We start from the raw sequence: 26,757 nt of genomic DNA on the forward strand, positions 1-26,757 counted from the left end.
TTTAGTATTCTTCGGGACGGGTATCAACTGGTTTTTCTGAGGTTCCGAAATGTGAGATTCGCTCCATTAAACCTACATTTTCTTTTTGTTCAATTAAACTAAAATACATAAGGGTAATGGTAATAATCGGTACAATGGTAAATACCTGGCAAAGCGACTGCAACACGGTGCTAATCATCGTTAAGGTTAATGACATATGCGCACCTTTGCTAGAGAACATCCCAACCATATTAAATAGCGTAGTGGGCAAGATCACCATGCTCATGCAAGCATATATGATAATCCATATGACCACTAAGGTTCCGAAAGTAATCCAGAAATTCTCTTTAATAATTTGAAAACTTCTGCTAAAGGCATAACCCAAGGAAGCATTCTCTATAACCATAATCGGGAGCATCATGGTGACAAAAGGAAACAGATAAAAGCCTGGAACGAGGCACAAAACAAAACCTACCATAAGCATTAGTAAGAGTAAAATGGAACTGCCAAAAACCCTCCAGAAATAATATTTGAAGAATCCCCAAACCTCTTCCGTCGTAGGTGTTTGGTTTCCTTTTTGCACATAAATAGCAATGTAGGAAAGAATAGCTACGGACATGCTGGCATAACTAGCTAAAGAAAAAACGATGGATAGAAAATATTCAACGCCGTACAGCCCAAGCCCGGTTGAACTGCCTCCATTACCCACAGTATTAATCACGTTAACCATTTTATATTGTTGCATTAACATAGTAGACATGCTGGCCAAAACAAATAGCCCGCAAAAGGTAAAATATGTTTTAATCAGCGGCTTAAAATTTTGCCGCATAAAGGTAAAGGTATCATTAATCACCTGTCCAAAATCTCTTCGTTTCTTAAATTCTAGGGCTTCGATCATGTTAATTATGGGCGTTTATTTGCTTTTGATTGATTTTTATTGGGTAAATAAATACATACCAGATGATAAATGAGGCTGATGATCCTAAAATCAAAAGGCTAAGTACTAAAGGCATTTCGGTATGGCGGGTAACAAAACTTTCGAAAAAGGCAGCTACAATGAAAATGGGAATTAATCCCAGAACCATTTTTAAACCTTGTTTTGCACCTCTTAAAGTTGATTCCATTCGGGTATAAGTTTTAGGGAATAAAAAGCTGTTTCCTAAAACCAAACCAGCTGCTCCTGCTAAAACGATGGCAGAAATTTCGAGTGTTCCATGAATCCAGATTACCAGAATCGATTGCAAACCCAGGCCTTTACTAAAAAAGAAATACTGGAATGAACCGAGCATGATGCCATTTCTAAATAAGGAGACAACAGACCCAAATGAAAATATAATGCCCATTGCGAAGGTATAAAGGGCAACATAAATGTTATTTGCGCCAATCTGTAAAAACATCAAAAACTCATTCTGTTGCTTGTAAACACCAAACGGATCGCCTTTGGCAATATTCTCATTGGTCATGTTTACATAACTATCGCCCATAATTAAGCGGACAAAAGTATCATCATACTTAGCTGATAAGGCACCGATAGCACAGGAGACTAAGAAAAACAGAAGGGCGTAAACGATCTGCTTACGATGCTGAAAAAATACCAATGGAAGTTCGGTTTTCCAAAAAAACAGGAATCGATTTGACTTTTCCTTTTTGTTTTTATAAACCGACTGATGTAGTTTAGAGGCCAGTCCGTTTAAATACGCCGTAGTTTTAGAATTGGGGTAAAAAGTTTTTGCGTAAGCGAGGTCGTTGGTGATTTCTACAAACTGATTGGCAATTTCATCAGGATTGGCATGAGGTATGGCTTCAAAGTATTTCCACTTTTCCGAATTTTGTTTAACAAATAATGCTTCTCTCATTTAATGATACGCCAAATCTTGGGTTAAAATAGTTAAATTTTAACATATACAAAAGATACTCGTAAAACATTGATTAGAAACGAGCGAAAAAAACTGAATGTGCTTAGTGACTTTATCCTTAAAAAAAATTATGTTTGAGCATGGATACCATAAAAATCAGCACTGCTCAGAATATAGATATTGAATATGAAATAGCCGGTTTAGGTGAACGCATTGCGGCAAGATGTATTGATCTGGCTGGTTTTATTGTACTCTATATTTTGGCTAGCATTATTGGGTTAATTGCTGCTTTTAGCTTGTCCTCTACCGGTTTTTATGTCGCCCTAATTGGCTTTATTGTGATCTTCATTTTTTACGATTTAATATGCGAGTTATATATGAATGGGCAAACCTTTGGCAAAAAGGCATTAAAAATTAAAGTGATAAGTCTGGATGGTAGCCAGCCTACCTTTGGTCAATATATTTTCAGGTGGTTATTCAGGATGATTGATTTTGGGATTCCACTGGGCTGGGGAGTTGTAGCGCTGGTATCTGTGGTGGTTACTAAAAACCATCAGCGTGTGGGTGATATCCTGGCAAAAACCACGCTGATTAAAACAAAGCCCCGCACTCAAATCCAAAATGTAGCTTTCAACTTTGCTTTACCTGATGAATATCAACCTGTATTTAAAGAAGTGCTTCATCTGAACGATCGTGATATAGAACTTGTTCATGAAGTATTAACCAGCTATTACCAAACCAGAAATCCGGAACTGATTTATGCTATGGCAGCTAAAACAAAAGAACATATTCTAGTTTCTATCCCTGCCGGGATGAATGAACTGCAATTCCTGGAAACGGTGTTAAAGGATTATAACCACCTTACGTCAAATATGAGCGTTTAATTAATTACCTGATGAACATTTTATAGACATAAGAAATCATCACGAAATTCCCTACAACCAGAATAAGTGTTTTGAGTACTAATGATTGATGTTTGACCGGAAATTTATATAATATTCCGATTATCAGGAAAAGAAATATTAGTGGAATAGTTGGAGGATAAAGTAACCAGCTTTTATGAAAATTGCCTTGAAACAGGGCGATTACAGATCGCTGAAATCCACATCCAGGGCAATCAATTCCTGTTAAGGCGTTAAACGGACAAGTTAATAAATGATTTTGCAGCCAATCAAAAATGTTGATTGAGCTGCAAAATATAAATGTTATCGTAATCAATTGATGTTAAACATTACCTGGACCATTATTCGGATCTTGTTTATTTCCGAAAGGATTATTTGGGTTGTTAAAAGGATTGTTAGGATTATTAAATGGGTTATTTGGATTGTTAAAAGTGTTATTTCCAAAACCACCATTGTGAGCCTCTGCGGCAGATGGGCCTAAATATTTAGCATCTCCGAAGCCTAAAATGGGCCAGAAAATATATGGAAATAAAACCATTCCTACTGTAAAACCTTCTGATTTGCCAAAGCTTTTACTGACCAAATTGTATAGCCATATGATAAAAACAAAATTTACACAAGGAAGTATTAACCATAATACCCAGATCATTGGCTTTCCAACAATCTCTATTAAAATGATAAAGTTATATATTGGTATGATAGCCGCCCATCCAGGCTTGCCAGCTTTTTCAAAAACTTTCCACATACCAATAACCCATACGGCAATTATTGCCAAATAAAGGATTACCATACCCGTACCAATTCCTGCGGCTAGTCCGCTTGCTTCATACTCATTCATAATTTTTGTTTTTTTAAGGTTTTAGATTTAAATAGTTAAACTAAAGTAAAATTTTTATTTACAATTACCTAACGATTTGTCTGATTAGTACAGTGCTTTTAAAACCTTTGGGGATAATTTGGCAGCCCAACTGGCATACATTTTACCGCTCGGATGTAAACCATCTTTTGCTAAAAGTCCTAAATCTATAGCCGCATTTCTTGATGCAGGTGTGATATCAGTATAGCTCACACCCGCTGCTAAGGTAATAGATTGATTTACTTCATTAAAAGCATCAATTTCTTTGGCGATAGAATTGACATCTTTACCCGAACTTTTTCCAAAAGGAGTAACGCCCCAATCAGGAATAGAAACTACAAAAACATGATCTTTTTTACCATCCGCAAAAGCTATCGCCGTTTGTAACAATATTGAGAACTCTTTTTTATACGTATCAATCGGGTAGCCCCTGTATTGATTATTTACACCAATCAATAGGGTAACAAAATCATATTTTACTTTAACGTCTGCCTGCTTAATGGCGCTTTGGAGTTCATCAGTTGTCCAGCCGGTGGTGGCAATAATTCTTGGAGATGATACATCTGTTTTTTGAGCTTTTAATAAGCTTTGCAGTTGAAAAGGGAAAGATTCTTGTGGCAAAACAGATTCGCCAATGGTATAAGAATCACCCAGGGCAAGATAAGATTTAGTTCCTGACGGAGCAGGTGTGGTGATGATCGGTAGGGGTTGATCAGTAGGTGACATGCTTTTTTCTTTAGTGCAAGCCGAAGTTAATAAAGAAAATAAAATAGCTGTAAATAAAACTTTCATGATTCATTTACGCAAAAGCAATCATAAAGGTTTTGATGTGATCTGGATTACACTTCTGTAAGCTGTTAGATCAGTTTCATTTGGAAAAGATCAGCAATGTGGTGCTTCAATCTGCCCTTTACTTCCTCCAGATCTAATGTATAACCCAGTTCTTTTTCCAGAGAAGTAACGGCTTTATCATCAATACCACAAGGTACAATGTTTTTAAAATATTCCAGATCTACATTCACGTTAAAAGCAAAACCATGCATGGTTACCCATCGACTGCAACGAACGCCCATGGCACAGATTTTTCTGGCTTTTTCATTGTCAGGATCTAACCAAACCCCTGTGTAGCCAGGGTAACGGCCAGATTCGATGCCATAATCTTTTAGGGTTAAAATAACGGCTTCTTCCAGGGTGCGGAGATATAAATGAATGTCGGTAAAAAAATTATCAAGATCCAAAATCGGATAACCCACAATCTGCCCCGGGCCATGATAAGTGATATCACCACCACGGTTTATTTTATAAAAGGTAGCATGTTTTTCAAGCAAGCCTTCTTCATCCAATAATAAATTATCCTGATGTCCGCTTTTGCCTAAGGTATAAACATGTGGGTGCTCATTAAAGATGAGGTAATTTGGCGTGGGTAAATGAGTGCCATTTATTCTGTTCTCCGTTTTTACAGCCACTGTTTTGTTCAACAGCACTTCTTGTTTGTCCCAAGCCTCCTGATAGTCTGTTAAACCCCAGTCTATAAATTGCGTAGGTACTTGTTTGGGTTCCAAAGCCTTTTCTTCCAACTCAGTCATTTAATTCAATTTATGCTTTGTTTGCTACATAACCTAACATGTAACCATCTTTTGTTTTAAAGTAGTTAACGGTTAATTCTCTGGTACCGCCCGGTAACTCCACCAGAGCATTTAAATTTCCTTCTGCCTTTAATTTAAAAGGTTTAATATGAATATCTCGTTTAAATTCAAGGCCTTTTTTGCCATGCCACTTATAAATAGCTTCTTTAGCACACCAGGCAACATATAAGCCTTCTGTATTGTTTCCAATTTGCTTTTGAGCAAGCTCAATATCACTTAAAAATTTATGTTTAATGCTTTTAATTTTATGCTTAATGAGTTCAATATCTACACCAACGGCAAATTCCTTACTAATCATTACTGCCGCATAATCGTAAGAGTGACTTAAAGAAATCTGATATTCCGAATTGACCAGATATGGCTTACCATCTTCATCAAACTGACAATCAATGTATGCTGTAGTATTAAGCATTTTTCGTAATAAAAGCCGCGTACTTAACCAATGTAAAAGTCTTTTGCCATTGTTAAATGAAGAGATAATATCCAGTTCATGTTGCTTAAGTTGTAGGCCAGCCAACATTTCTTCTTCAGTTTCTTCAATCTTCCAGATGGCAAGAACCGAATGGTCATCAATATTTTTATTATAAACTATTGGCATTTATAAAATTGAAAAATTAGCATGCAATATTATCTTAATAAATTGATAATTTAGGCCAAAAATACGCATAAAAATGATATTATCTGACAAAAGGATATTAGAAGAAATTGATAAGGGTACCATCATCATTGAACCCTTTAAGCGCGAATGCCTGGGAACTAATTCTTATGACGTTCACTTAGGGAAATACCTGGCTACTTATAAAAGTAGAATATTAGATGCTAAAGCCCATAACGAAATAGAACATTTTGAAATACCTAAAGATGGATATATTCTTCATCCAGGCACTTTGTACTTAGGTGTAACCCTTGAATATACCGAAACACATAGCCATGTTCCTTTTTTGGAAGGAAAGAGTAGCACTGGCCGTTTGGGTATTGATATTCATGCTACGGCTGGTAAAGGTGATGTTGGTTTTTGTAATACCTGGACATTAGAAATATCCGTTGCACAACCTGTAAAAATATATGCTGGTATGCCTATTGGCCAGTTGATATACTTTGTTGTTGAAGGGAATATTGAAACGATGTACAATTCTAAAGGTAATGCCAAGTATAATAATAAAACAACCCGCCCTGTAGAAAGCATGATGTGGAAGAATAAGTTCTAAACAAAATTCATTGTACCTTCATTATTATATGCCTCGGGTTTTGTAACTTGAGGCATATTTTTATTTATAGCTTTCGTAAAATGAAATTCAGCATCAAGCTCGTTATCAGTTTTCTATTGATTGTTCTTGGCTTTTCAGCCTTCAAAATGGATGACGATCCATTTACGCAACTCCTGAAGAAGCTGGAAGATTATACCAATAAATATCCACAAGAAAAAGTACACCTTCATTTAGATAAACCATATTATGCCATTGGAGATGATATCTGGTTTAAAGCTTATGTAATTGATGCCAAATCTGCAGCTCCATCCACATTAAGTGAGATCCTGTATGTAGAACTGATCAATGAAAAAGATTCTGTTAAAAAACAATTGAAATTGCCTGTTGTGGGCGGCATTACCTGGGGAGATTTTAAACTTACTGATACCCTTGCTGAAGGCAATTATCGCATCAGGGCTTATACCAATTACATGCGCAATTTCGGCACGGCCTTTTTCTTTGATAAAAGCATAAAAATTGGCAATAGCTGGGCAAATAAAGTTTTTACGGAAACCCAATACGATTTTAAGAAAGAAAATAACGTTGATAAAGTAACAGCAACCATTCATTTTGAAGATAAGAACGGATTAGCGTATAAAAATAGTGAGCTGAGTTATGATGTTCAGCTGGATTATAAATCAGTTGAGAAAGGAAAAACAAAAACGAGTGTAAATGGCGATGCCGTAATCACCTTCGTAAATACCACAGGGCTTTCAGGTAAAACAGGAAAGATTGTAGCGACCATTACTTTGGCTAATAAGCAAAAAGTAATCAAGTCGATTCCGATTACTTCAACTTCCAATGATGTTGATGTTCAGTTTTTGCCGGAGGGTGGCAATCTGATTCAAGATTTGCCGCAAAAAGTTGCCATTAAGGCTGTGAATGCAACTGGTCATGGTGAAAATGTAAAGGGAACAATTGTTGATGAAACAGGATCTGAAGTCATGGCGTTTGAAACAACATACCTGGGCATGGGGAATTTGATTTTTAATGCCCAGGCAGGTAAGTCCTATACGGCTAAAGTTAAGCTTGCTGATGGCTCCTCAAAGGATGTTAAAATGCCACTGGCCCAGAAAAGTGGTTATGCCATCGCCATTAATAATTTAGATACAGCAAAAGTTTCCCTTAAAATTATGTCGAGTGCAGATTTGGTTAACGGGGCAGAATTAAAAGTGGTGGCACAACAAGCCGGAAACGTATGTTATGTGTCCAAAGCAAACATGGATAAACAGGTGCTAATGGCAACCATTTTAAAAAAGAACCTGCCAAGTGGAATTGTACAATTCACACTTTTCTCCGGCTCTAACCAGCCTGTAGCAGAAAGATTGGTTTTTGTGAAAAATAAAGCTGACTTTTTGGATATTGCATTAAATACCACGTCTGTATCAAACAGCAGAAAAGGAAAAACAACTTTCACCTTCGATGCCACTAATCAGCAAAAACCAGAAATCGGTAGTTTTTCTGTCGCGGTAACAAATGCAAGTAAGGTTGTGCCAGATGAGGATAATGAAACAAATATGCTCACCTCATTGCTTTTAACTTCCGATCTTGCCGGGTATGTTGAAAAGCCGAATCATTATTTCGCAAATGATGATATCAATACTCAAAAAGAGCTTGATAATTTATTGCTTACCCAGGGTTGGAGAAGGTTTCTTTGGAAAAATGTAATGAGTGGTGCTGGCCCTACCATTACTTACGGAGCAGAAAAATCTTTAGCCATTACAGGTACCATCATGAAGGGGAATAAACCTGTTGCTGGTGGAAAGGTAATGTTGATGGCAACAAAAGGTTCAACTTTTATCATTGATACCGTAACCAATGCCGAAGGAAAATTTGTTTTTGACAACCTAAGCTTTGAAGACAGTACCAAATTTGTGGTACAGGCCAGAACCAAAACGGAGAGAAAATTTGTAGATATTAATATTGATGTGGTACCGGGCCAGGTAGTTACAAAAAGTAAAAACAGCCCTGATGTAGAAATAAATGTGAATAACAGCATGATGAAATATATTAAAGAGAGCGATAACTACTTTAATGAAATGACACGGCTAGGTTTACTGGAAAGAACAATAAAACTGGATGAGGTAACCGTTACCGAAAAGAAAAATCCGGCTAAAAACTCTGCAAATCTGAATGGCGCAGGTCGTGCAGATTTTGTCATGTCGAGTGATGACCTTTCTACTTGTGTAACCTTATCTCAATGTTTACAAGGTAGGCTACCGGGGGTAATTTTCAGGGGTAATGTACCTTACTTGATGAGAAGTCAGAACACGCCGATGTCGATTGTTTTGGATGGAATGCGGGTAGAATCAGAATTTTTAGACAATATTGTGCCAAGCGATGTAGAATCTATAGAGCTGTTGAAAAGCATTGGCAATACTGCAATCTACGGTTCACAAGGTGGAGGTGGTGTGATTATCATTACCACTAAAAGAGGTGGGGGAACTTCAAATTATAACAGGTATGCACCTGGAATTGTCAGTATAAATCCAAAAGGATTCTCGGTTTCAAGGGTTTTTTATGCGCCAGTATATGATGGTGCCACAACCAATAGCACACGTAAAGATTTCAGAACAACTATTTATTGGAATCCTCAGGTGGTTGCACAAAAAGATGGAAAAGCAAAGTTTGAATTTTACAATGCTGATGAAGCCGGACAGTACAGAGTGGTTATTGAAGGTATAGATGCATTAGGCCATTTGGCGAGAAAAGTTTATACTTATGAGGTTAAATAAAGAAAAATAGATAAATTTGATTATTATGCAAGCATAACTTATTTAGTTCATGCTTTATACTCAATCTCATACGATTACCATGAATACAATTAAAGTAAGTGTTAAAGATCGCCTGGCAACCATTACTTTCGACAAAGGGAAGTCAAACGCCCTGGGAAGAGAGCTGATTACTGAGCTGGATGATATGCTTAAAAATATTGCTGCTGATGATAACATTGGTGGCGTGATATTAACCGGGAAAACTCCGTTTTTTTCAGCAGGCTTAGATTTGGTAGAACTTTATGGTTATAACGAAGCAGAAGCAAAATCATTTTTTCAACTCTTTTTTAATTTTACAGCAAATCTGGTTTCCTTTAAAAAGCCAATGGTTGCAGCAATCAGCGGGCATAGTCCGGCAGGAGGTTGTGTAATCGCTTTGGCTTGCGATGCAAGAGTAATGGCTGAAGGTCAATACATCATCGGACTGAATGAAGTGCCCGTAGGTATTATTGTCCCCAATAGCATTTTTCAACTTTATTCCTTTTGGATTGGAAAAGGAGAAGCCACCCGCAGTTTATTAACCGGAAAACTATTTAGCCCGGAAGAAGCTTTAAAGGTTGGTTTGGTTGATGAGTTGGTTAAAAATGAAAGCTTGCTTACTGCAGCAGAGCGCAAGATTAAAAAGTTTATGGAGCAGGAAAGCAATACCTGGTCGCAGAGTAAACTCAATATTCGTGAAGAATTAATTGCCGCCATGACAGCAGATCAATCTGCCACGCTAGAAAAAATGCTGGCACAATGGTGGTCACCCAATACCAGACATATTTTAGAAACCATTCTGGCCAATTTGCAGCGGAAATAGCCTAAAGTCGATTACCCAATCTAGGCAAATTAACCAGCCCTAACAATTTAGCAATCCAAAAAATACCTAACCAATTACTCACCTAACCAACTTACCCCATATGTTCAACTACAACTCACCAATGCTTAGAGAAGATGCTTTAAAAGGAAAAACCATTGTTATTACTGGTGGCGGAACAGGGTTGGGTAAAGCAATGGGAATTTATTTTCTTAAACTAGGCGCTAACTTGGTCATTACCAGCCGTAAACAGGAAGTTTTGCAGAAAACTGCCGATGAGATGGAAGAAAAAACTGGTGGAAAGGTTTTGGCCGTGGCCTGCGATGTTCGTGATGCAGAACAGGTAGACCATGTACTGGCGAAAACGTTGGAGCGATTTGGATCTGTTGATGTGTTGTTAAACAATGCTGCAGGGAATTTCATTTCACCAACAGAGCGTTTATCGGCAAATGCTTTCTCTTCAATTATTGATATCGTTTTAAAAGGAACCGTAAATTGCACTTTGGCATTTGGTAAACATTGGATCAAGGAAAAGCAATCTGCTACGGTTTTAAATATTGTAACTACTTATGCCTTTACAGGTTCTGCGTATGTGGTTCCATCTGCTTGTGCAAAAGGTGGTGTTTTGGCTTTAACCAGATCACTGGCAGTAGAGTGGGGGAAATACGGTATAAGAACTAATGCCATCGCACCAGGGCCATTTCCTACGAAGGGCGCATGGGAGAGATTATTACCAGGAGATTTAGCTAAAAAGTTCGATTTCAAAAATCGTGTACCACTTAAAAGGGTAGGAGAACACCAGGAGTTGGCCAATCTGGCTGCGTTTCTGGTTAGTGATTTTTCTGGCTATATTAATGGTGAGGTGATTACAATTGATGGTGGAGAGTGGTTGCAGGGTGCCGGACAAATGAATGGCTTAGAAGCTATACCAAATGAAATGTGGGACATGCTGGAGCAAATGACAAGAAGTGCTAAAGGAAGTTAGTGTTAAAGCTGAAAGCTAAAAGACCAAAGCTAAAAGCTGAAAGGCTAAAGCTAAAAGCTAAATCTTGATCGAACAACGATAAACGAATAACGTTTTTTATTGTGCTATTTTTTTACAAATGTCTTCACACTGGCATCTTGATACTTGATACTCACGTCTTGATACTAATTTTTTTTACAAATGTCCTCGCACTGGCGTCTTGATACTCACGTCTTAATACTAATTTTTTTTACAAATGTCTTCACACTGGCATCTTGATACTTGATACTCACGTCTTAATACTAATTTTTTTTACAAATGTCTTCACACTGGCATCTTGATGCTTGATACTCACGTCTTGATACTAATTTTTTTTACAAATGTCTTCGCACTGGCGTCTTGATACTTGATACTCACGTCTTGATACTAATTTTTTTTACAAATGTCTTCACACTGGCGACTTGATACTTGATACTCACATCTTGATACTCCTATCTAAATACCAAAACATTATCACTTTCTATCTCCCATCCTCCATCTCCCATTTTTATTTATCTTTGCCCATATGAATATCTTACTTTTAGGTTCAGGCGGCAGAGAAAGTGCATTTGCCTGGAAAATGAGCCAGTCTTCGCACTGCGATAAATTAATTATTGCACCAGGAAACGGTGGGACAGGAATTTATGGTACCAACATTAACATCAACGTAAATGATTTCGATGCCATAAAAAAGATTGTTTTAGCAGAAAATATCGAACTGGTTGTAGTTGGCCCGGAAGAACCTCTGGTAAATGGTATTCATGATTTTTTTCTTGCCGATCAAACCATTGCTCATGTTCCGGTTATAGGACCTAAAAAAGAAGGTGCGATTTTAGAAGGGAGTAAAGATTTTTCTAAACAATTTATGGATCGCCATGGTATTCCAACTGCGGCATCAAAGTCCTTCACTCCCGATACTTTAGAACAAGGTTTAGCCTATCTGGAAACACATGCCTTACCAGTGGTTTTAAAAGCCGATGGATTAGCGGCCGGAAAGGGTGTTTTAATTTGTACAGAAACTGTAGAAGCACAGGAAGAGTTGAAATTAATGCTTGGTGGTAAATTCGGTGCAGCTGGAGCAACAGTAGTGATTGAAGAATTTTTAAGTGGCATTGAACTTTCTGTATTCATTTTAAGTGATGGAGAAAATTACATTACACTTCCATCTGCAAAAGATTATAAAAGAATTGGGCTTGGTGATACAGGCTTAAATACAGGCGGTATGGGTTCAGTTTCTCCTGTTCCATTTGCCACACCTGATTTCTTGCAAAAAGTAGAAGAACGCATTATCAGACCTACAGTTGAAGGGTTAAGAAAAGATAATATCGATTATACAGGCTTCATCTTTTTCGGATTAATTAAAGTAGGTGATGATCCATTCGTTATTGAGTACAATGCCAGGATGGGTGATCCGGAAACAGAAAGTGTAATTCCACGTATTGAAAATGATTTAGTAGAGTTGTTCCTCGCAACAGCCAACAAACAATTGAATCAGGTAAACCTGGTTATTTCAGAACAGACTGCTGCTACGGTGATGATCGTAGCCGGAGGTTATCCTGGAGAATATTTAAAGGGCAAAGCCATCAGTGGAATTGAAAACTTACGTCATTCTACTGCTTTCCATGCCGGTACACTTTTAGATAATGATGTAGTAAAAACGAATGGCGGCAGGGTAATTGCCATCACCAGTTTACAGAAAGATTTGTTTACTGCTTTACAATCAGCAACTGCCGATGCCGGAAGAATTTACTTTGACGGGAAGTACTTTAGAGAAGATATCGGATTTGATTTAGTATAGTTTGTTAAAATAAAGAAGCCGCAGATTTGCAGATCATTATTCAATAAAATCTGCGAATCTGCGGCTTTATCTTTATAGCGTAATGCTTATTTAGACTTGCTGCCTAATAATTCCTGGAGCTTATCTTGTAAAGCCTGCTCTCTTAACCCTTTGGCAATAATTTTTCCAGTTGGATCAATCAGAAAGTTTGCTGGTATGGATTGAATGCCATACATTTTAGCAACTTCATTATCCCAGAATTTTAAATCTGATACATGCGTCCATGCTAATTTATCATCAGCAATTGCTTTTAACCAGGCATCTTTTTTACCCGGACGATCTAAAGAAACACCTAAAACGGTAAAGCCTTTATCTTTGAATTTATTATAAGCCGCTACCACATTCGGGTTTTCCTGACGACAAGGTCCGCACCATGATGCCCAGAAATCAACCAGTACATATTTGCCTTTAAAACTAGATAGTTTCACCGGTTTGCCAGCAGTATCTGTTTGCGTAAAATCCATTGCCATAGCACCAACAGCAGTTTTTCTGCCAGCTTCAAATAACTGGGTAAGTTTGTTACCGGTAGGGCTTGATTTTAATTCTGGTGATAAAGCAGAAAACGCTTTCTCTGCTACAGCGGCCTGATCAGGATCGCCAGCCAATTGACCAATGGCACTTAAACTGATGTATGATTTTGGATTTGCATTTGCAAACTGCAACAAAAGTGGAGTTAAGCCTTGGGCCGCTTTTTCATAACGGGCACTTAATGCCTCCATTTTTTCCTTGTTTTGTTTTTCTTCAGGTGTATAGCCATTATATTCTGCATTAATCGCCATCAGCTGATCGTTAACAGGCTTTGTAAGTGCTTTTAATTTTTTTGCATCATCATTAACTGGAGAACCGCTAATGGTAGCGTTTTTTAAAGAATCTGTTGCGGCTAACTTAATGTTTCCTGGTTCTACATAAATAGATAAACCATCTAATTTTTCACCTTGCGCCGGGCGATTCACAAACGGATTTTTATTCAGATATAAACTGCCTTGAGCCGGATTGGCAACCGTTCCTTTAAATGCGAAAGCACCATTGGTTACGGTGGTAGAATCAGTAACGTTTTTTCCATCACCCTGGTAAATCAGATAAATTTTATCTCCGGTTTTCAGGCCTTTTATATCGCCATTTAGCGTAAATGGTTTTTGAGCAAGTGCTGCAAGTGGCAATAGCGCCAATGCAGATAAGAATATTTTTTTCATAGGTTGGTTTGGTTTAACTGATTCAAAGATAGTTATATTGTATTCCTTTAACGAAAATAGGTGGTTAAAATTATGATAGCTTTTGATAGGTTCGCCACCATAAATCTGGCATCTCTCCATTCACTGCAGTTTGGTAATCGTCATATCGGCAAGGCACCAAATGGTAGCGTTCATTTTTAGATTGGCCGGAAGGATAAGGCACTTGCATCCACCAGCGATCGGATTTTTTGCTTTTTACAAACATCATTTCTCCCGAACCATCTTTAAGGCTGGTTCTGTAAATCATGAATTGTGATTTTGGGGTAAGCGGGAAATCCTTTTTGCGGGCATAAAATCCATCCACAAAATACCAAACCATCTGTGCCAGCAAAAAGGCCGTTTGGCCATTATTATCGTAGGCCGGATTAAATTCATAAAACCCAATCGAAGTGAGTTTGTCGTTCATTCCTGCATAGCGTGAAATTCTACATGCTTCCTCACCATCAAAACCATTTGGCGTGGTATTCGCATTAGCTGCTGCATCAGCAGAACGAATCGCACCCAAATCGAAACTGATCATATTCGCATTGCGGATGATGGGCTCTGTTAAACTGATATCCTGTGCAAATTCGCCTAAACGGTGTACATCAAAATATAGTTTATCCATTACACTTAAGCTTTCCTGATTTACAAAATAAGTTTGATAGCCAACATTGCTATAGTTAAATAAGAAATTAGGTTGATGTAAGAAAATCTTATTCAGATAACAGTCAGAGCGGGTTTCCAGGCCTTCACTTTCATCATCACCAATATCAAACTGATTATCAATTACCACCAGATCAACCTTTTGTTCCAGGTCTTCATATCCTAAATATTGGGCATAGGTTAAATCCTGTCCGCCGCCAATAATAATCGGGATAATGTCCTTTTTAATAAGTTCTGAAACCACCATTTTAATGGCGATGTAAGTATCGGCCATGGTTGCGCCATGTTTGATGTTGCCTAAATCTACAATCCTACTGGTAAAGGCACCTTCGTTTAATTTGTAAAACTTCTCTCTAAAATAATCAGGTGCCAGTGCGCAACCCTCATTATTTACAGCTCCTCTTCCATCAAGCACCCCAATAATGGCTAAATCATAGGTATGCTCATCAAAGTCTGGAAATGTTGAGGTGTAAATGTGTGCTTTTAATCCCAGCTGACTGGTGAAAAAACCTTGTTTGGGGGTGAAACTATCAGGGTTTACCGGGGAAAAGAAATCCGTTAACGACATATATTTAAAACTCTCGCCTCAAATATCTATTTTTGAATGCGTATTTCCACATATAGCTCGAAAAAAATAAAATGATACTGGTAACCGGAGGAACAGGATTTTTAGGCGCTGAATTAATAAAACAGTTAACTGATCAAGGTTTAACTGTTCGTGCTTTGAGGAGAGAAAAATCAAAAATACCAGATCTGATTAAGGATAATGTACTGATTGAATGGTTTATTGCTGACATTAACGAACCATCTGCGCTTGAAGATGCCTTCGCTGATATCACCCAGGTTTACCATTGCGCAGCATTTGTTTCTCTTAATTCCAAGCATAAAAAACAGCTATTTCATGTTAATATTGATGGCACTTCGAATATTGTAAATCTTTGTATCGAAAATAATTGCCGGCTGTTACACGTAAGTTCTATTGCTGCATTAGGAATTGCGAAAAAAGGAAAGCAGATTTCTGAGAAAGATTTTTGGGAGTACGATTCAAAAGCCCATGCCTATGGCCTTTCTAAATATGAAGGCGAAATGGAAGTTTGGAGAGGCATTAATGAAGGTCTTAATGGTGTAATCGTGAATCCATCAGTAATTATGGGTAAAAGTGCAGGCCTTGAAGGTAGTGGCGCCATTTTTAAATTGGTGAAGGAGGGCTTTCCTTTTTATACCAATGGGGCATCAGGTTTTGTAGATGTAGCAGATGTTGCACAATCCATGATCTTATTAATGGCAGCTGAAGTAACTGGCGAAAGGTTCATCATCTCTTCAGAAAATATGCATTATCAAGATTTATTTACCCAGATAGCACAAGGTTTTGAGGTAAAGGTGCCTACAAAAGAAGCCAAACCCTGGATGCTCGGCCTGGCCTGGAGAGCGCTCAAACTAGTGTCAGTATTTACCAGGCAAGAACCATCCATAACAAAAGATACCGCAACAAGCAGTGTAACGTTAAGTTACTATGATAATACTAAAGTGATTGAGCAAACGGGAATGCATTTTAAACCAGTTAACCAAATCATCACAGAAATTACCCAATATTTAAAATAATGCCTAAACAAAAAGCGTATTACATTATCGATTTTGATAGCACTTTCACCCAGGTAGAAGCGTTAGATGAACTTGCCAGAATTTCTTTAAAGAACCACCCTGATAAAGAAATCATTTTTCAAAAAATAGAAGACTACACTAATTTTGCCATGGAAGGCAAATTATCTTTTTCAGAAAGTCTGGCGCAAAGGGTGAAACTTTTGGAAGCCAATGAAGAGCACCTTAAATTGTTGATTAAACACCTTAAGAAAAAGGTGTCTACTTCTTTTTCTCGTAATGCTGAGTTTTTTAAAAAGCATGCTGATGATGTGCTGATTGTTTCAGGTGGTTTTAAGGAATTTATTACGCCGGTTGTAAGTCAGTACCATATTAAAAAGGAAAATATCTACGCCAATACCTTTGTAACTACAGGTGATGGAAAAATTATTGATTACGATCATGCCAATCCGTTAAGTGAAGAAGGAGGAAAAGTAAAGTTGCTGCAGCATTTAAAGCTGGAAGGGATGTTATTCGGAATTGGCGATGGCTATTCAGATTTTCAGTTGCGTGAAAGTGGATTGATTAATAAGTTTTTTGCCTTTACTGAAAATATTGCCCGTGAAAGTATTGTGGCCAAGGCCGATCACGTGACACCAAGTTTTGATGAGTTTTTATATGTTAATGATTTGCCCCGGGCAATTTCATACCCTAAAAACAGAATTCTGTGTCTGGTTATTGGAGATGTAGATCCGGCAACAATAGCTATCCTCAAAAATGACGGACTCTCTATCCGGCAGAAAACATCTTTTGAAGAAAAGTATGTAAAAGATGTAGGGATTGTAATATTAGCTGATGGCGAAAAGTTGACAAAAGAGCAATTGAAAGATGCAGTTAAGCTTAAAACTATCGGTTATTTAGGCAATGCAAAGAACAAGATAGATTTTGACGTTTGTACCAAACAAGGTATTGTGGTATTTGACGATCCTAAAAATAATCCACGGAATATAGATTTTATCCCTAAGCGTGTTGCTGATTTTATGAATACCGGGGCAACTTATTTAAGTAGCAATTTCCCGAATTTGCAATTGCCAAAAATTGATAAATCTCACCGCTTAATCCACATTCATAAAAATGTGCCAGGCATCATGGCTCAGATTAATACCGTTTTTGCTAAACATGATATTAATATTGTAGGGCAGTTTTTAATGACAAACCCGGAAATTGGTTATGCCATTACTGATATTAATGCACAATATGATAAGCAACTGTTTAAATCGCTTAAGAAAATTGAACATACTATTAAATTTAGGGTGCTGTACTAGATTCTGTTATCGCTTGTTAACTTTTGCTACAACTAAAATTCTTAATGAGCGGCTACTGCGATCGCTACTCCCTTCCTTTTTTTAAGGAGGGTGCCCAAAGGGCGGGGTGGTTGAATTCAGCTTGATCTATTTAAAAAGAGAGATTGCTTCACTCCACCGTGTCCTTCAGTTCGCAATAACGATACCGCTTTGTAAGCTGACTTACGAAGTTTCATGGGGTTTAGGAGGTGGAAAACTTCGTCAGTCTCATAGCAAAAGATTGCTTTACGCCATCACTAACCCTACCCTCAGTTCGCAAAGACGGATTCAACCCTAACCCTTGCCCTCAGTTCATTATATAGGTGATAATTTACAAGTATGATTTACTCCAAAAACTGATGTTTTTTAATGCGAAATTTTTGAAAATGGCCAATGGCCTGTGATTGATAAATTCCGGCATGACCAGAAAATAAGTATGCTGCAATGCAGGCCAAGGCAATGTAAATTGCTGATTCCATACCAAACAATTCTATCCCCATAAAAATACAAGCCAACGGTGTATTTGCTGCACCAGAAAAGACAGCAACAAAACCCATTCCAGCTAATAAACCAACAGGTAGTGGCACAAAAATACTTAAGAAACTTCCTAATGTTGCTCCGATAAAAAATAGAGGCGTAACTTCCCCACCTTTAAAGCCACAGCCCAGGGTTAAAGCGGTTAGAAAAAGTTTAATTGCAAAGGTATAATAGGGTTCTTGTTGGGTAAACGACTCTAAAATTACTGGAACACCAAGCCCTATATACCTGGTATTCCCGATCAGGAAGATAATGATGACTAGTAAAAGGCCTCCAATGAATGGTCTGATCGGTGGATATTTTATTTTGCTAAATAATCTGGATATTAGATGGTTAAGCATCGAAAAGCTTCGTGAGGCTAATCCAAAAATTATTCCTGATCCAAGCGATAACAGCAAATATGTAAAGTTCATTCCAGGTACTGATGTAATTGAATAGTGCGTATGGTCTACACCCCATGCTTTGCAGGCATAATCAGCAATTATTGCGGTAATAAAAGAAGGTATAATGGCACTATACATTACGCTACCCAATACAAAAACTTCCAGTCCGAAAATGGCTCCTGCCATTGGCGTTCCAAAAACAGAAGCGAAACCGGCACTTATTCCACAAATTAAAATAATTTTTCGGTCGCTCGGTTTGAGTTTGAATAGATGGGTTAACTGATCTGCAAATGCACCTCCAATTTGCACAGCCGTTCCTTCACGGCCTGCTGAACCGCCAAATAAATGGGTAAAAATGGTCCCGGCAAAAATTAATGGGGCCATAATTAAAGGAATTACTTGCTTTGGGCTTTGTAATTCCTCAATCAAAAGGTTATTTCCTTTCACCACTGCCTTCCCCCAGTAATGATAACTTAAGCCAATAGCTAAGCCAGCTAAAGGCAAAAAGGCAATCATCCACAAATGATGCTCACGCAAATTGGTCGCCCAATTTAGTGTGACTAAAAACAAAGCTGATGCTGATCCAACTATTCCACCAATAAGCAGGAAAAAAAACATCCACCTGATGGATTTGGTGAGGTTTAAACTAAGATTTTGCTTTACAAAACGATTGATAAATAGCAGAAATCTTGCTATTAAATTTTTAACAGGCATTCGAATTCAATTTAATAAAATTGTAGGAGTCATCAGCCTGTTTTGGCGGTTTTGGCGGTACCCCATCGCCTTCACTTCAAATGTAGAAAATTTAGCTATTTCTACAAAATCTTTATCACCTTTGTTGGGATAAACAAAACAATGGACTTTACACCTGAAATTAAAGATAAATTAAATCAACTTCAGCAAAAATACACGGCAATGGGTCAGGATATGGCTTCCTATTTGGATGGATTGCTATATGCTGATTTCCTTACTTACTGGGATTATATTCATCTGGATACTTTATTGAGTTTACAAAGCCCGAAAACACCAATTCCTGATGAAGAAATTTTTATCATGTATCATCAAATTACGGAGCTTTATTTTAAACTTTCCTTACATGAATGCAGGCAAATTGCGGAGCATGAAAATTTAACTGTAGCCTTTTTTACTGCACGTGTAAAAAGAATAAATGCCTATTTTAATGCATTAACCACTTCTTTTGAAGTTATGGTGGATGGCATGGAGAAGGAGCAGTTTTTAAAATTCAGAATGTCACTTTTGCCTGCTAGTGGTTTCCAATCTGGCCAATATAGAATGATAGAGATTTGCGCCACAGATTTTATTCGCTTAGTAGATAAAAGCAAGAGAGAAGAATTAAAGACAGCAACCATTGAGGAACAGTTTGAATATATTTATTGGAAATTCGGGGCAACGGAGCTTGCATCAGGAAAACAGACATTAACACTAAAGCAGTTTATTAAAAAATATGCAGCTCAATTTTTGCAATTGGCTAAAGATCGTTCATTAACTAATTTTTCAGCTTTATTTAAACAATTACAAGCCAGTGGTGCTGATGTTTCTGCACTTGCAGAAGAATTACGTAAACTTGATTTGTATGTTAATGTAGAATGGCCATTGTCACATTATAAATCTGCGGTTCGTTATCTGGAAAAAGATCCTGTTGATGTGGCTGCAACCGGAGGAACCAACTGGCAAAAATATTTGCCTCCACGTTTTCAGAAAAGGATTTTTTATCCGTTTCTATGGACTAATGAGCAAATGGAAGAATGGGGGAAAGGCTGGGTACTAAGTGTACTTAAAACACTCAAGAGCAAAGATTAATATCAAATAATGCTATTATAAAAGCGGTTTTTTTGCTATTTTGCACAAATACAATAATGATTGAATTATTGATTGAAGGAATGATAGAATTTGCGATTTGCAAATCATTCAAACATTCAAAAATCACTCATTCAAAATTAATATAAAATGACCGAGACATTAGATATAAAAATCACTAAAATTGATCAAACACGTTTAACTGTAACTGATTTTTCCCAATTACCATTCGGTAAGGTTTTTACCGATCACATGTTTACAGCCGATTACGAAGATGGCGAATGGAAAAACTTACAAATTCTTCCATATGGACCAATTCCAATGAGTCCGGCAATTTCGGCGCTTCATTATGGACAGGCGATTTTTGAAGGTTTAAAGGCTTATAGACAACCTGATGGTAAAATCAGTGTGTTTCGTGCCAATAAAAACTTCGAGCGTTTTAATAAATCCGCAGAAAGAATGTCAATGGCTACAATTCCTGAAGAAATATTTATGCAAGGCCTGGCATCATTAATTTCAATCGATGAAAAATGGGTGCCAAATCAAGAAGATTATGCTTTATATATTCGTCCGGTAATGTTTGCTACTGATCCTTATTTGGGCGTTAGAGCATCTGATACGTATAAATTTGCCTTGTTAACTACACCAACCGGGCCATATTATAGTTCGGCATTAAAGGTAAAAATTGAAACTGAGTTTACCCGTGCTGATGATGGTGGTGTTGGTTTTGCTAAAACAGCCGGAAACTATGCCCGTTCATTATATCCTTTTGAACAAGCCAGAAAAGAAGGTTTTGATCAGTTAATCTGGACAGATTCTATCGCTCATGAATACATTGAGGAAGCTGGAACCGCCAACTTAATTTTTGTAATTAATGGTAAATTGGTTACTCCATCTGTACGCAGTACGGTTTTAGATGGTGTTACGCGTGATACGATTATTAAATTGGCTACAGCATCTGGTATTGAGGTAGAAGAACGCAGGGTTTCTGTTAAAGAAGTGATCGAAGGGATTCAAAATGGAAGTTTAACAGAAGCTTTTGCTGCAGGTACTGCTGCAACAGTTACGCATGTTGGGCAGATTGGTTATAAAGGAGAAATTTATCAATTAACTGATCCATCAACCAGATCGATTTCAAATGGTATTGCTAAACAACTAAACGATATCCGTTATGGCTTAGCACCAGATGAATTTGGCTGGAACTGGGTTTTATAGGGAAAACATTTTTAAAAACAAAATACCCCTTGTACAAAATGTATCAGGGGTATTTTTTTTTAAGCATTCCGCTTTAAGCTTTAATCTTTATGCATTAGCCTTAACCTTTTCGCTTTCGGCTTTAATCTTTATGCTTTAGCCCTAACCTTTTCGTTTTCGGCTTTAACCTTTCCGCTTTAATCTTTATGCTTTTATAACTTATCCAGAATGACTACGCCTTTAGCTTCAAAAGCAAGTTCCTTTTTAGGGTCGGTTATTTTAGCTACTTCTTCAGGTGATTTTTTAGCGTCTTCAGCATAGTGGCGTAAAGTTTCTACAGAGATGGTTTGTTTTTTCGCTAAACCATCCAGCACTACATTTTTACCAACAATATCCATCGGCATAAAAAAGGCATAATCTTTAAAGGTTACCCGCATTGGATCACCATTTGGCATTTCCAAGGTCATCCAACAGCCCTTTTTCTTGCAAACATCCACCACCTTACCCGTAATTTTCATGTCAGCAGTAGTTTTATTGCCCATTGCTGCTTCCATTTTGGCTGCAGTTTTAACATCTCCGGGTTTTACCTCTTCTCCAAATTTCTGACCTGTGTATGCCGTTTGCGAAAAACCAGCGATGGCGAACAGACAAAAACATACACTTAAAATGATTTTTTTCATGGGTTATGATTTTAAAGTTTTAATCCAGTTGTTTATCTGATTTAAAGTTATCTAAAATTTAGATAAATTGTGCAAACAAAAAAAATCCTCGCTAGCTATCGCTAACGAGGAAAATCATCCCTATTGTTATAGATCACATCCCATGATGTACAACATATTACCTTAGGCAAACGTGAATCCAAAACAGGGAATGCGGCAAGGTGATTTTGTAATCATTTGATTTGTAGTGTTTTGATTAATTTTTTAACGTATGCCAAAAATGTGGGTATATTAATGTTGGGGAATTTTATAATCAACATGGGGAAAATTTGTTGAACTAATTCCCCCATCATCAGTATCGATCAACCAAAAATCATTTCGAAAACTTCCTCAATTTTGCTTACTGCTTTAATTTCCAGGTTATATTTAGCAATATCAATTCCTTTCAGGTTATATTTTGAGATATAAATGGTTTCAAATCCTAGTTTATCAGCTTCAGCAATACGTTGTTCAATCCGGTTTACTGCTCTGATCTCTCCTGATAACCCTACTTCTGCCGCAAAACAATTTTTTGATGAAATGGAAATATCCTGGTGGGAAGAAATAATTGCAATGAGTACAGCCAAATCAATCGCAGGATCCTCCACACGAATGCCGCCTGCAATATTCAGGAATACATCCTGTGTACTTAACCTGAAACCACAACGTTTTTCCAATACAGCCAAAAGCATATTCATTCGTTTGGTATCAAAACCCGTGGCCGATCGTTGCGGTGTGCCATAGGCGGCGGCGCTTACCAGGGCCTGTGTTTCAATTAACATAGGACGTGCGCCCTCCAGCATAGCAGAAATAGCTATACCACTTAATTCTTCATCACGTTGTGAAAGGAGTATTTCAGAAGGATTGGATACTTCTCTTAAGCCACTTCCCTGCATTTCATATATCCCAAGTTCAGCAGCGGCTCCAAAACGGTTTTTGATGGATCTCAAAATGCGATAAACATGATGCCTGTCTCCTTCAAACTGCAAAACCGTGTCAACCATGTGCTCCAGAATTTTTGGTCCGGCAATGGCACCATCTTTAGTAATGTGGCCAATCAGGAAGACAGGCACACCAGTTTCTTTTGCAAAACGAAGCAATTCTGCCGTACATTCTCTTACCTGCGATACACTTCCCGGCGTGGAATCGATATGAGAAGAATGTAAGGTTTGAATAGAATCTACCACCAGTATTTCTGGTTCCAGTATTTCAATTTGTTTAAAAATATTTTGAGTAGACGTTTCTGTTAAGATGTAGCAATCTGCGGATGGACTTTCCTTAATCCTTTCTGCACGCATTTTTATCTGTTGCTCGCTTTCCTCTCCAGAAATATATAAGAGTTTTTTCCCTTTTAAATTTAGTGCCAATTGAAGCATCAGCGTTGATTTACCAATGCCAGGCTCTCCGCCAATCAACACCAGCGATCCTTCAACTAAACCGCCCCCTAAAACACGATCCAACTCCTTATCTCCAGTTAAAATTCTTCTTTCAACAGATGACTGGATCTCATCCACCTTACTGGGCTTGCTTAATTTTCTAGAGCTTGTTTCAGTTTTCCAGGTCGGTACAGCTGTGGCCGTTTTTTCTATAATCTCTTCTACAAGTGTATTCCATTGGCCGCATGATGGACATTTTCCCAACCACTTTGCCGATTCGTAACCACAACTCTGACAGAAATATGCTGTTTTTGTTTTTGCCAATTGATTTCAGTTTTAAAATACGAATTTAACCTTTAGTGCTTGATTGTGTTTTTATTTTTATAAACATTTAGCAATAGTAAGTTTGCCAGGTATTATTAAATGTAAACCTTAAGTAAGAATTCACTCGTTCCTGTTAATTCTGTTCTCCATTTGCTGCAGTAAAAGGTAAATCATTTCAAAAGGAAACATTCCAGTCACCTAATAGGTTGTAAATGAAATTACAAGTTTGCAAAATTTGTATCTTTGTACATATTACATGGGAAAACAAAAATTTTATGATACTGCGATAAAGCAGGAACGGGCCATATTGGTTGGTGTAATTACGCCAGGCGAAAAAGAAGAACAAACGAGAGAATATTTGGATGAATTGGCCTTTTTGGTTGAAACAGCTGGTGGCGTGGTGGAAAAGAATTTCACCCAAAAGATGTTAAAGCCGGAGCGTGCTACTTTTGTGGGTACAGGAAAGCTGGAAGAAATTAAAGCATATGTAAAATCGGAAGAGATTGATACCGTGGTGTTTGATGATGAATTATCGCCATCACAACTGCGGAACATCGATCGTGAACTTGGCGTAAAAGTATTGGATCGCAGTAACCTGATTCTCGATATTTTTGCAGGCAGAGCCCAAACTGCACAGGCTAAAACACAGGTTGAACTGGCACAGCTGCAATATGTTTTGCCTCGGCTAACAGGTATGTGGACTCACCTTGAACGCCAGAAAGGTGGTATTGGGATGCGTGGACCAGGTGAAACGCAGATAGAAAGTGATAGAAGGATCATCTTAAATAAAATCTCATTACTTAAAGAACGTTTGCGATTAATTGATAAACAAAATGAAACGCAACGTAAAAACCGTGGGCAGCTCATTCGCGTGGCTTTAGTGGGTTATACCAACGTAGGTAAATCAACCATCATGAATATGCTGTCTAAATCCGAAGTATTTGCAGAAAATAAACTTTTCGCAACGCTGGATACTACAGTTCGAAAGGTGGTGATTGAAAACCTCCCATTTCTGTTATCTGATACGGTTGGTTTTATCAGGAAACTGCCTCACCACCTGGTTGAGTGTTTTAAATCTACGCTGGATGAGGTACGGGAAGCTGATATTTTAATTCATGTGGTGGATGTTTCGCATCCTAACTTCGAAGATCAGATTCACATTGTGAATGAAACTTTAAAAGATATTGGCGCCATTGACAAAGACATGATCCTGGTTTTTAATAAAATTGATGCTTATGTATCACCAGAAACTGAAGGAGATGATGACGATGGTAAATTAAGTCTGGAAGATTTTAAGAAAAGTTGGATGAGCCATGGTAAGGCACCAGTTTTGTTTATTTCGGCAACAGAGAAAGAGAATATAGAAGAGTTTAAAACTTTATTGTACGACAAGGTAAAGGCTGCGCATACTGCGAGATACCCGTATGATAATTTACTTTATTAATTACAGAAGATATGGAAAGTAAACGTCAGCAAAAATTTGCAGGAGTACTACAGGAAGAATTGGCACAGGTTTTTCAACGTGAGGGTGGCTCGTTTTTGCCCAATACATTGGTAACCATTACCCGTGTGCGGGTATCGCCAGATTTAGCTGTGGCGAAGGTATATCTGAGTTTTTTTAATACCAGTAACACAACATTATCAATCAATACAGTTAATGCACATGCCGGCGAGATCCGGTATAAATTAGGTGCCAGAATCCGTCATCAGGTAAGGGTGGTTCCTGAACTTACTTTTTTTGTGGATGATACCAATGAATATGTTGAGCGCATGGATCATCTTTTTGAAAAAATAGCAAAAGAACCAAGGCAACCAGATGAGGAAGCTGAGTAAGCTACAATGAGGCAATTGCTGATTGAATAGCGTTTTACACCCGCATGGTAGACATACCTGCGGGTTGTTTTTTGTACGGAAAGACCGCTTGATTAGTCATCTGTTTATCGTTTAAAAAGCCAATCAAAAAGACTCGAATCCATCACATAATTATTTTAACATAAAATGAAAACTTTTGAACAGGTTATTAAGGCGAATGCGTCACTGATAGAAAAGGTTGTTGATTTTGACGAAAATACAGATCTGCTTTTGCCATTGGATTTTACAGCGGCGAATACTGAACTTACAACTGAAACTTTAGCAGATACTGATTTGTTCTCTAAATGGGTAGATTGGCAACTTTTAAAACATAACGCACGATATGGAATTGGTGGTTATAATGAACACCGAACCATTTATACCCGTAGTGCTCATTTTGATACGGAAGAAGAGCCACGAAGATTGCATTTAGGTGTAGATATTTGGGGCCCTGCAGGAACCGGGATTTATAATTTCTATGATGCAACTGTTCATAGCTTCGCCGACAACAATCACTTTGGAGATTATGGCGCCACCATTATCCTCCAATATGAAATAGAAGGTTTTACATTTCATGTGCTATACGGACATTTAAGTCTGGAGTCTTTAAATGGATTAAAGGAAGGGGATTTTATTCCTGCCAAAGCAGAATTTGCCGCATTCGGTGATAAAGAAGAGAATGGAAACTGGCCGCCACATTTGCACTTTCAGGTTATTTTAGATATGGGCAATTTAATGGGAGATTATCCTGGTGTATGTAAGTTTAGCCAGCGAGATCAATACCTGGCAAACTGCCCTGATCCAAATATCATATTGACTCATCATTTGAAAATGCCCGATAACATGAAGACTTAATCGCTGAAGTTATTTTTTACGTAA

25 protein-coding genes and 1 riboswitch are annotated in these 26,757 nt (G+C 37.7%); of the genes, 13 read left to right on the top strand and 12 right to left on the bottom strand.

Going from position 1 to position 26,757, the window contains the following annotated elements; all coding sequences use genetic code 11:
* Position 1 precedes the first annotated feature (1 nt).
* Positions 2-877: a hypothetical protein gene (locus AN34_RS03555; RefSeq protein ID WP_029282366.1), complete on the bottom strand. Its 876-nt coding sequence runs from the start codon at positions 875-877 to the stop codon at positions 2-4.
* 1 nt (position 878) lies between these two features.
* Positions 879-1,835, bottom strand: a complete 957-nt coding sequence (locus tag AN34_RS03560; RefSeq protein WP_029282368.1) for a stage II sporulation protein M — start codon at positions 1,833-1,835, stop codon at positions 879-881.
* A gap of 140 nt (positions 1,836-1,975) precedes the next feature.
* Between AN34_RS03560 and AN34_RS03565 the strand changes: the two genes are divergently transcribed.
* On the top strand, positions 1,976-2,719 hold the full coding sequence (locus tag AN34_RS03565; RefSeq protein WP_029282370.1) for an RDD family protein: 744 nt from the start codon (positions 1,976-1,978) through the stop codon (positions 2,717-2,719).
* Positions 2,720-2,723: 4 nt separating this feature from the next.
* Here the strand turns inward: AN34_RS03565 and AN34_RS22080 are convergent, their stop codons facing one another.
* The 5 genes from AN34_RS22080 to AN34_RS03585 form a co-directional block, all read right to left on the bottom strand.
* The gene (locus tag AN34_RS22080) at positions 2,724-3,053 is read right to left on the bottom strand and encodes a DUF2752 domain-containing protein (protein ID WP_082468303.1); all 330 of its coding nucleotides are present in this window, start codon (positions 3,051-3,053) and stop codon (positions 2,724-2,726) included.
* A gap of 6 nt (positions 3,054-3,059) precedes the next feature.
* A complete protein-coding gene (locus tag AN34_RS03570) occupies positions 3,060-3,575 on the bottom strand; it encodes a DUF5684 domain-containing protein (protein ID WP_029282372.1) in 516 nt (171 codons plus the stop codon).
* Positions 3,576-3,659: 84 nt separating this feature from the next.
* The gene (locus AN34_RS03575; protein ID WP_082468304.1) at positions 3,660-4,385 is read right to left on the bottom strand and encodes an SGNH/GDSL hydrolase family protein; all 726 of its coding nucleotides are present in this window, start codon (positions 4,383-4,385) and stop codon (positions 3,660-3,662) included.
* A gap of 65 nt (positions 4,386-4,450) precedes the next feature.
* On the bottom strand, positions 4,451-5,179 hold the full coding sequence (lipB, locus tag AN34_RS03580) for a lipoyl(octanoyl) transferase LipB (protein WP_051666186.1): 729 nt from the start codon (positions 5,177-5,179) through the stop codon (positions 4,451-4,453).
* A gap of 10 nt (positions 5,180-5,189) precedes the next feature.
* Complete coding sequence (locus AN34_RS03585) at positions 5,190-5,837, bottom strand: 4'-phosphopantetheinyl transferase superfamily protein (protein ID WP_029282378.1); 648 nt, start codon at positions 5,835-5,837, stop codon at positions 5,190-5,192.
* Between the two features lie 73 nt (positions 5,838-5,910).
* On the opposite strand from AN34_RS03585, the gene dcd reads away from it, so the two are divergent.
* The 5 genes from dcd to purD all read left to right on the top strand — a co-directional run bounded on the left by dcd (position 5,911) and on the right by purD (position 12,860).
* Positions 5,911-6,447, top strand: coding sequence for a dCTP deaminase (dcd, locus tag AN34_RS03590; RefSeq protein ID WP_029282380.1), 537 nt, complete (start codon positions 5,911-5,913; stop codon positions 6,445-6,447).
* Positions 6,448-6,527: 80 nt separating this feature from the next.
* Positions 6,528-9,221, top strand: a complete 2,694-nt coding sequence (locus AN34_RS03595) for a TonB-dependent receptor plug domain-containing protein (protein WP_029282382.1) — start codon at positions 6,528-6,530, stop codon at positions 9,219-9,221.
* Positions 9,222-9,300: 79 nt separating this feature from the next.
* Complete coding sequence (locus AN34_RS03600; protein ID WP_029282384.1) at positions 9,301-10,062, top strand: enoyl-CoA hydratase/isomerase family protein; 762 nt, start codon at positions 9,301-9,303, stop codon at positions 10,060-10,062.
* A gap of 100 nt (positions 10,063-10,162) precedes the next feature.
* A complete protein-coding gene (locus AN34_RS03605) occupies positions 10,163-11,044 on the top strand; it encodes an SDR family oxidoreductase (RefSeq protein WP_029282386.1) in 882 nt (293 codons plus the stop codon).
* Between the two features lie 544 nt (positions 11,045-11,588).
* Positions 11,589-12,860, top strand: a complete 1,272-nt coding sequence (gene purD / locus AN34_RS03610; protein WP_029282389.1) for a phosphoribosylamine--glycine ligase — start codon at positions 11,589-11,591, stop codon at positions 12,858-12,860.
* Positions 12,861-12,946: 86 nt separating this feature from the next.
* Here purD and AN34_RS03615 read toward each other — a convergent pair whose 3' ends face one another.
* Positions 12,947-14,092 carry a TlpA disulfide reductase family protein gene (locus tag AN34_RS03615; RefSeq protein WP_029282391.1) on the bottom strand — a complete coding sequence of 382 codons (1,146 nt, stop codon included), beginning with the start codon at positions 14,090-14,092 and terminating at the stop codon, positions 12,947-12,949.
* 70 nt (positions 14,093-14,162) lie between these two features.
* Complete coding sequence (locus AN34_RS03620) at positions 14,163-15,344, bottom strand: formimidoylglutamase (protein ID WP_029282393.1); 1,182 nt, start codon at positions 15,342-15,344, stop codon at positions 14,163-14,165.
* Positions 15,345-15,415: 71 nt separating this feature from the next.
* Here AN34_RS03620 and AN34_RS03625 point away from each other — a divergent pair, with 71 nt between their 5' ends.
* Both AN34_RS03625 and AN34_RS03630 read left to right on the top strand, forming a co-directional pair.
* A complete protein-coding gene (locus AN34_RS03625) occupies positions 15,416-16,378 on the top strand; it encodes an NAD-dependent epimerase/dehydratase family protein (protein WP_029282396.1) in 963 nt (320 codons plus the stop codon).
* Positions 16,378-17,679, top strand: coding sequence for an HAD-IB family phosphatase (locus AN34_RS03630; RefSeq protein ID WP_029282398.1), 1,302 nt, complete (start codon positions 16,378-16,380; stop codon positions 17,677-17,679). The genes AN34_RS03625 and AN34_RS03630 overlap by 1 nt, the downstream gene beginning before the upstream one ends.
* A 362-nt stretch (positions 17,680-18,041) precedes the next feature.
* On the opposite strand, the gene AN34_RS03635 is transcribed toward AN34_RS03630, so the two are convergent.
* Positions 18,042-19,331, bottom strand: coding sequence for a voltage-gated chloride channel family protein (locus AN34_RS03635; protein WP_029282400.1), 1,290 nt, complete (start codon positions 19,329-19,331; stop codon positions 18,042-18,044).
* A 16-nt stretch (positions 19,332-19,347) separates the two neighbouring features.
* A riboswitch (Fluoride riboswitch) is annotated at positions 19,348-19,410 on the bottom strand.
* A 62-nt stretch (positions 19,411-19,472) separates the two neighbouring features.
* Between AN34_RS03635 and AN34_RS03640 the strand changes: the two genes are divergently transcribed.
* On the top strand, positions 19,473-20,438 hold the full coding sequence (locus AN34_RS03640; RefSeq protein WP_029282402.1) for a tryptophan 2,3-dioxygenase family protein: 966 nt from the start codon (positions 19,473-19,475) through the stop codon (positions 20,436-20,438).
* A gap of 147 nt (positions 20,439-20,585) precedes the next feature.
* Positions 20,586-21,650: a branched-chain amino acid aminotransferase gene (locus AN34_RS03645; RefSeq protein ID WP_029282404.1), complete on the top strand. Its 1,065-nt coding sequence runs from the start codon at positions 20,586-20,588 to the stop codon at positions 21,648-21,650.
* Positions 21,651-21,841: 191 nt separating this feature from the next.
* Here the strand turns inward: AN34_RS03645 and AN34_RS03650 are convergent, their stop codons facing one another.
* On the bottom strand, positions 21,842-22,309 hold the full coding sequence (locus AN34_RS03650) for a DUF4920 domain-containing protein (protein WP_029282406.1): 468 nt from the start codon (positions 22,307-22,309) through the stop codon (positions 21,842-21,844).
* Positions 22,310-22,650: 341 nt separating this feature from the next.
* Positions 22,651-24,027, bottom strand: coding sequence for a DNA repair protein RadA (radA, locus tag AN34_RS03655; RefSeq protein ID WP_029282408.1), 1,377 nt, complete (start codon positions 24,025-24,027; stop codon positions 22,651-22,653).
* A 256-nt stretch (positions 24,028-24,283) separates the two neighbouring features.
* Here radA and hflX point away from each other — a divergent pair, with 256 nt between their 5' ends.
* The 3 genes from hflX to AN34_RS03670 all read left to right on the top strand — a co-directional run bounded on the left by hflX (position 24,284) and on the right by AN34_RS03670 (position 26,733).
* The gene (hflX, locus tag AN34_RS03660) at positions 24,284-25,471 is read left to right on the top strand and encodes a GTPase HflX (RefSeq protein WP_029282410.1); all 1,188 of its coding nucleotides are present in this window, start codon (positions 24,284-24,286) and stop codon (positions 25,469-25,471) included.
* 11 nt (positions 25,472-25,482) lie between these two features.
* On the top strand, positions 25,483-25,860 hold the full coding sequence (rbfA, locus tag AN34_RS03665; RefSeq protein ID WP_029282413.1) for a 30S ribosome-binding factor RbfA: 378 nt from the start codon (positions 25,483-25,485) through the stop codon (positions 25,858-25,860).
* 165 nt (positions 25,861-26,025) lie between these two features.
* Complete coding sequence (locus AN34_RS03670; protein WP_036676383.1) at positions 26,026-26,733, top strand: peptidoglycan DD-metalloendopeptidase family protein; 708 nt, start codon at positions 26,026-26,028, stop codon at positions 26,731-26,733.
* The last annotated feature ends 24 nt before the right edge of the window (positions 26,734-26,757 follow it).

The organism is Pedobacter sp. R20-19, assembly GCF_000708265.2.
Lineage (GTDB): Bacteria > Bacteroidota > Bacteroidia > Sphingobacteriales > Sphingobacteriaceae > Pedobacter.

Excerpts from the sequence above, each read along its gene's own strand:
- AN34_RS03555 (WP_029282366.1), bottom strand. The coding sequence starts at position 877 with ATGATCGAAGCCCTAGAATTTAAGAAACGAAGAGATTTTGGACAGGTG.
- AN34_RS03560 (WP_029282368.1), bottom strand. The coding sequence starts at position 1,835 with ATGAGAGAAGCATTATTTGTTAAACAAAATTCGGAAAAGTGGAAATAC.
- AN34_RS03565 (WP_029282370.1), top strand. The coding sequence starts at position 1,976 with ATGGATACCATAAAAATCAGCACTGCTCAGAATATAGATATTGAATAT.
- AN34_RS03570 (WP_029282372.1), bottom strand. The coding sequence starts at position 3,575 with ATGAATGAGTATGAAGCAAGCGGACTAGCCGCAGGAATTGGTACGGGT.
- AN34_RS03575 (WP_082468304.1), bottom strand. The coding sequence starts at position 4,385 with ATGAAAGTTTTATTTACAGCTATTTTATTTTCTTTATTAACTTCGGCT.
- lipB (WP_051666186.1), bottom strand. The coding sequence starts at position 5,179 with ATGACTGAGTTGGAAGAAAAGGCTTTGGAACCCAAACAAGTACCTACG.
- AN34_RS03585 (WP_029282378.1), bottom strand. The coding sequence starts at position 5,837 with ATGCCAATAGTTTATAATAAAAATATTGATGACCATTCGGTTCTTGCC.
- dcd (WP_029282380.1), top strand. The coding sequence starts at position 5,911 with ATGATATTATCTGACAAAAGGATATTAGAAGAAATTGATAAGGGTACC.
- AN34_RS03595 (WP_029282382.1), top strand. The coding sequence starts at position 6,528 with ATGAAATTCAGCATCAAGCTCGTTATCAGTTTTCTATTGATTGTTCTT.
- AN34_RS03600 (WP_029282384.1), top strand. The coding sequence starts at position 9,301 with ATGAATACAATTAAAGTAAGTGTTAAAGATCGCCTGGCAACCATTACT.
- AN34_RS03605 (WP_029282386.1), top strand. The coding sequence starts at position 10,163 with ATGTTCAACTACAACTCACCAATGCTTAGAGAAGATGCTTTAAAAGGA.
- purD (WP_029282389.1), top strand. The coding sequence starts at position 11,589 with ATGAATATCTTACTTTTAGGTTCAGGCGGCAGAGAAAGTGCATTTGCC.
- AN34_RS03615 (WP_029282391.1), bottom strand. The coding sequence starts at position 14,092 with ATGAAAAAAATATTCTTATCTGCATTGGCGCTATTGCCACTTGCAGCA.
- AN34_RS03620 (WP_029282393.1), bottom strand. The coding sequence starts at position 15,344 with ATGTCGTTAACGGATTTCTTTTCCCCGGTAAACCCTGATAGTTTCACC.
- AN34_RS03625 (WP_029282396.1), top strand. The coding sequence starts at position 15,416 with ATGATACTGGTAACCGGAGGAACAGGATTTTTAGGCGCTGAATTAATA.
- AN34_RS03630 (WP_029282398.1), top strand. The coding sequence starts at position 16,378 with ATGCCTAAACAAAAAGCGTATTACATTATCGATTTTGATAGCACTTTC.
- AN34_RS03635 (WP_029282400.1), bottom strand. The coding sequence starts at position 19,331 with ATGCCTGTTAAAAATTTAATAGCAAGATTTCTGCTATTTATCAATCGT.
- AN34_RS03640 (WP_029282402.1), top strand. The coding sequence starts at position 19,473 with ATGGACTTTACACCTGAAATTAAAGATAAATTAAATCAACTTCAGCAA.
- AN34_RS03645 (WP_029282404.1), top strand. The coding sequence starts at position 20,586 with ATGACCGAGACATTAGATATAAAAATCACTAAAATTGATCAAACACGT.
- AN34_RS03650 (WP_029282406.1), bottom strand. The coding sequence starts at position 22,309 with ATGAAAAAAATCATTTTAAGTGTATGTTTTTGTCTGTTCGCCATCGCT.
- hflX (WP_029282410.1), top strand. The coding sequence starts at position 24,284 with ATGGGAAAACAAAAATTTTATGATACTGCGATAAAGCAGGAACGGGCC.
- rbfA (WP_029282413.1), top strand. The coding sequence starts at position 25,483 with ATGGAAAGTAAACGTCAGCAAAAATTTGCAGGAGTACTACAGGAAGAA.
- AN34_RS03670 (WP_036676383.1), top strand. The coding sequence starts at position 26,026 with ATGAAAACTTTTGAACAGGTTATTAAGGCGAATGCGTCACTGATAGAA.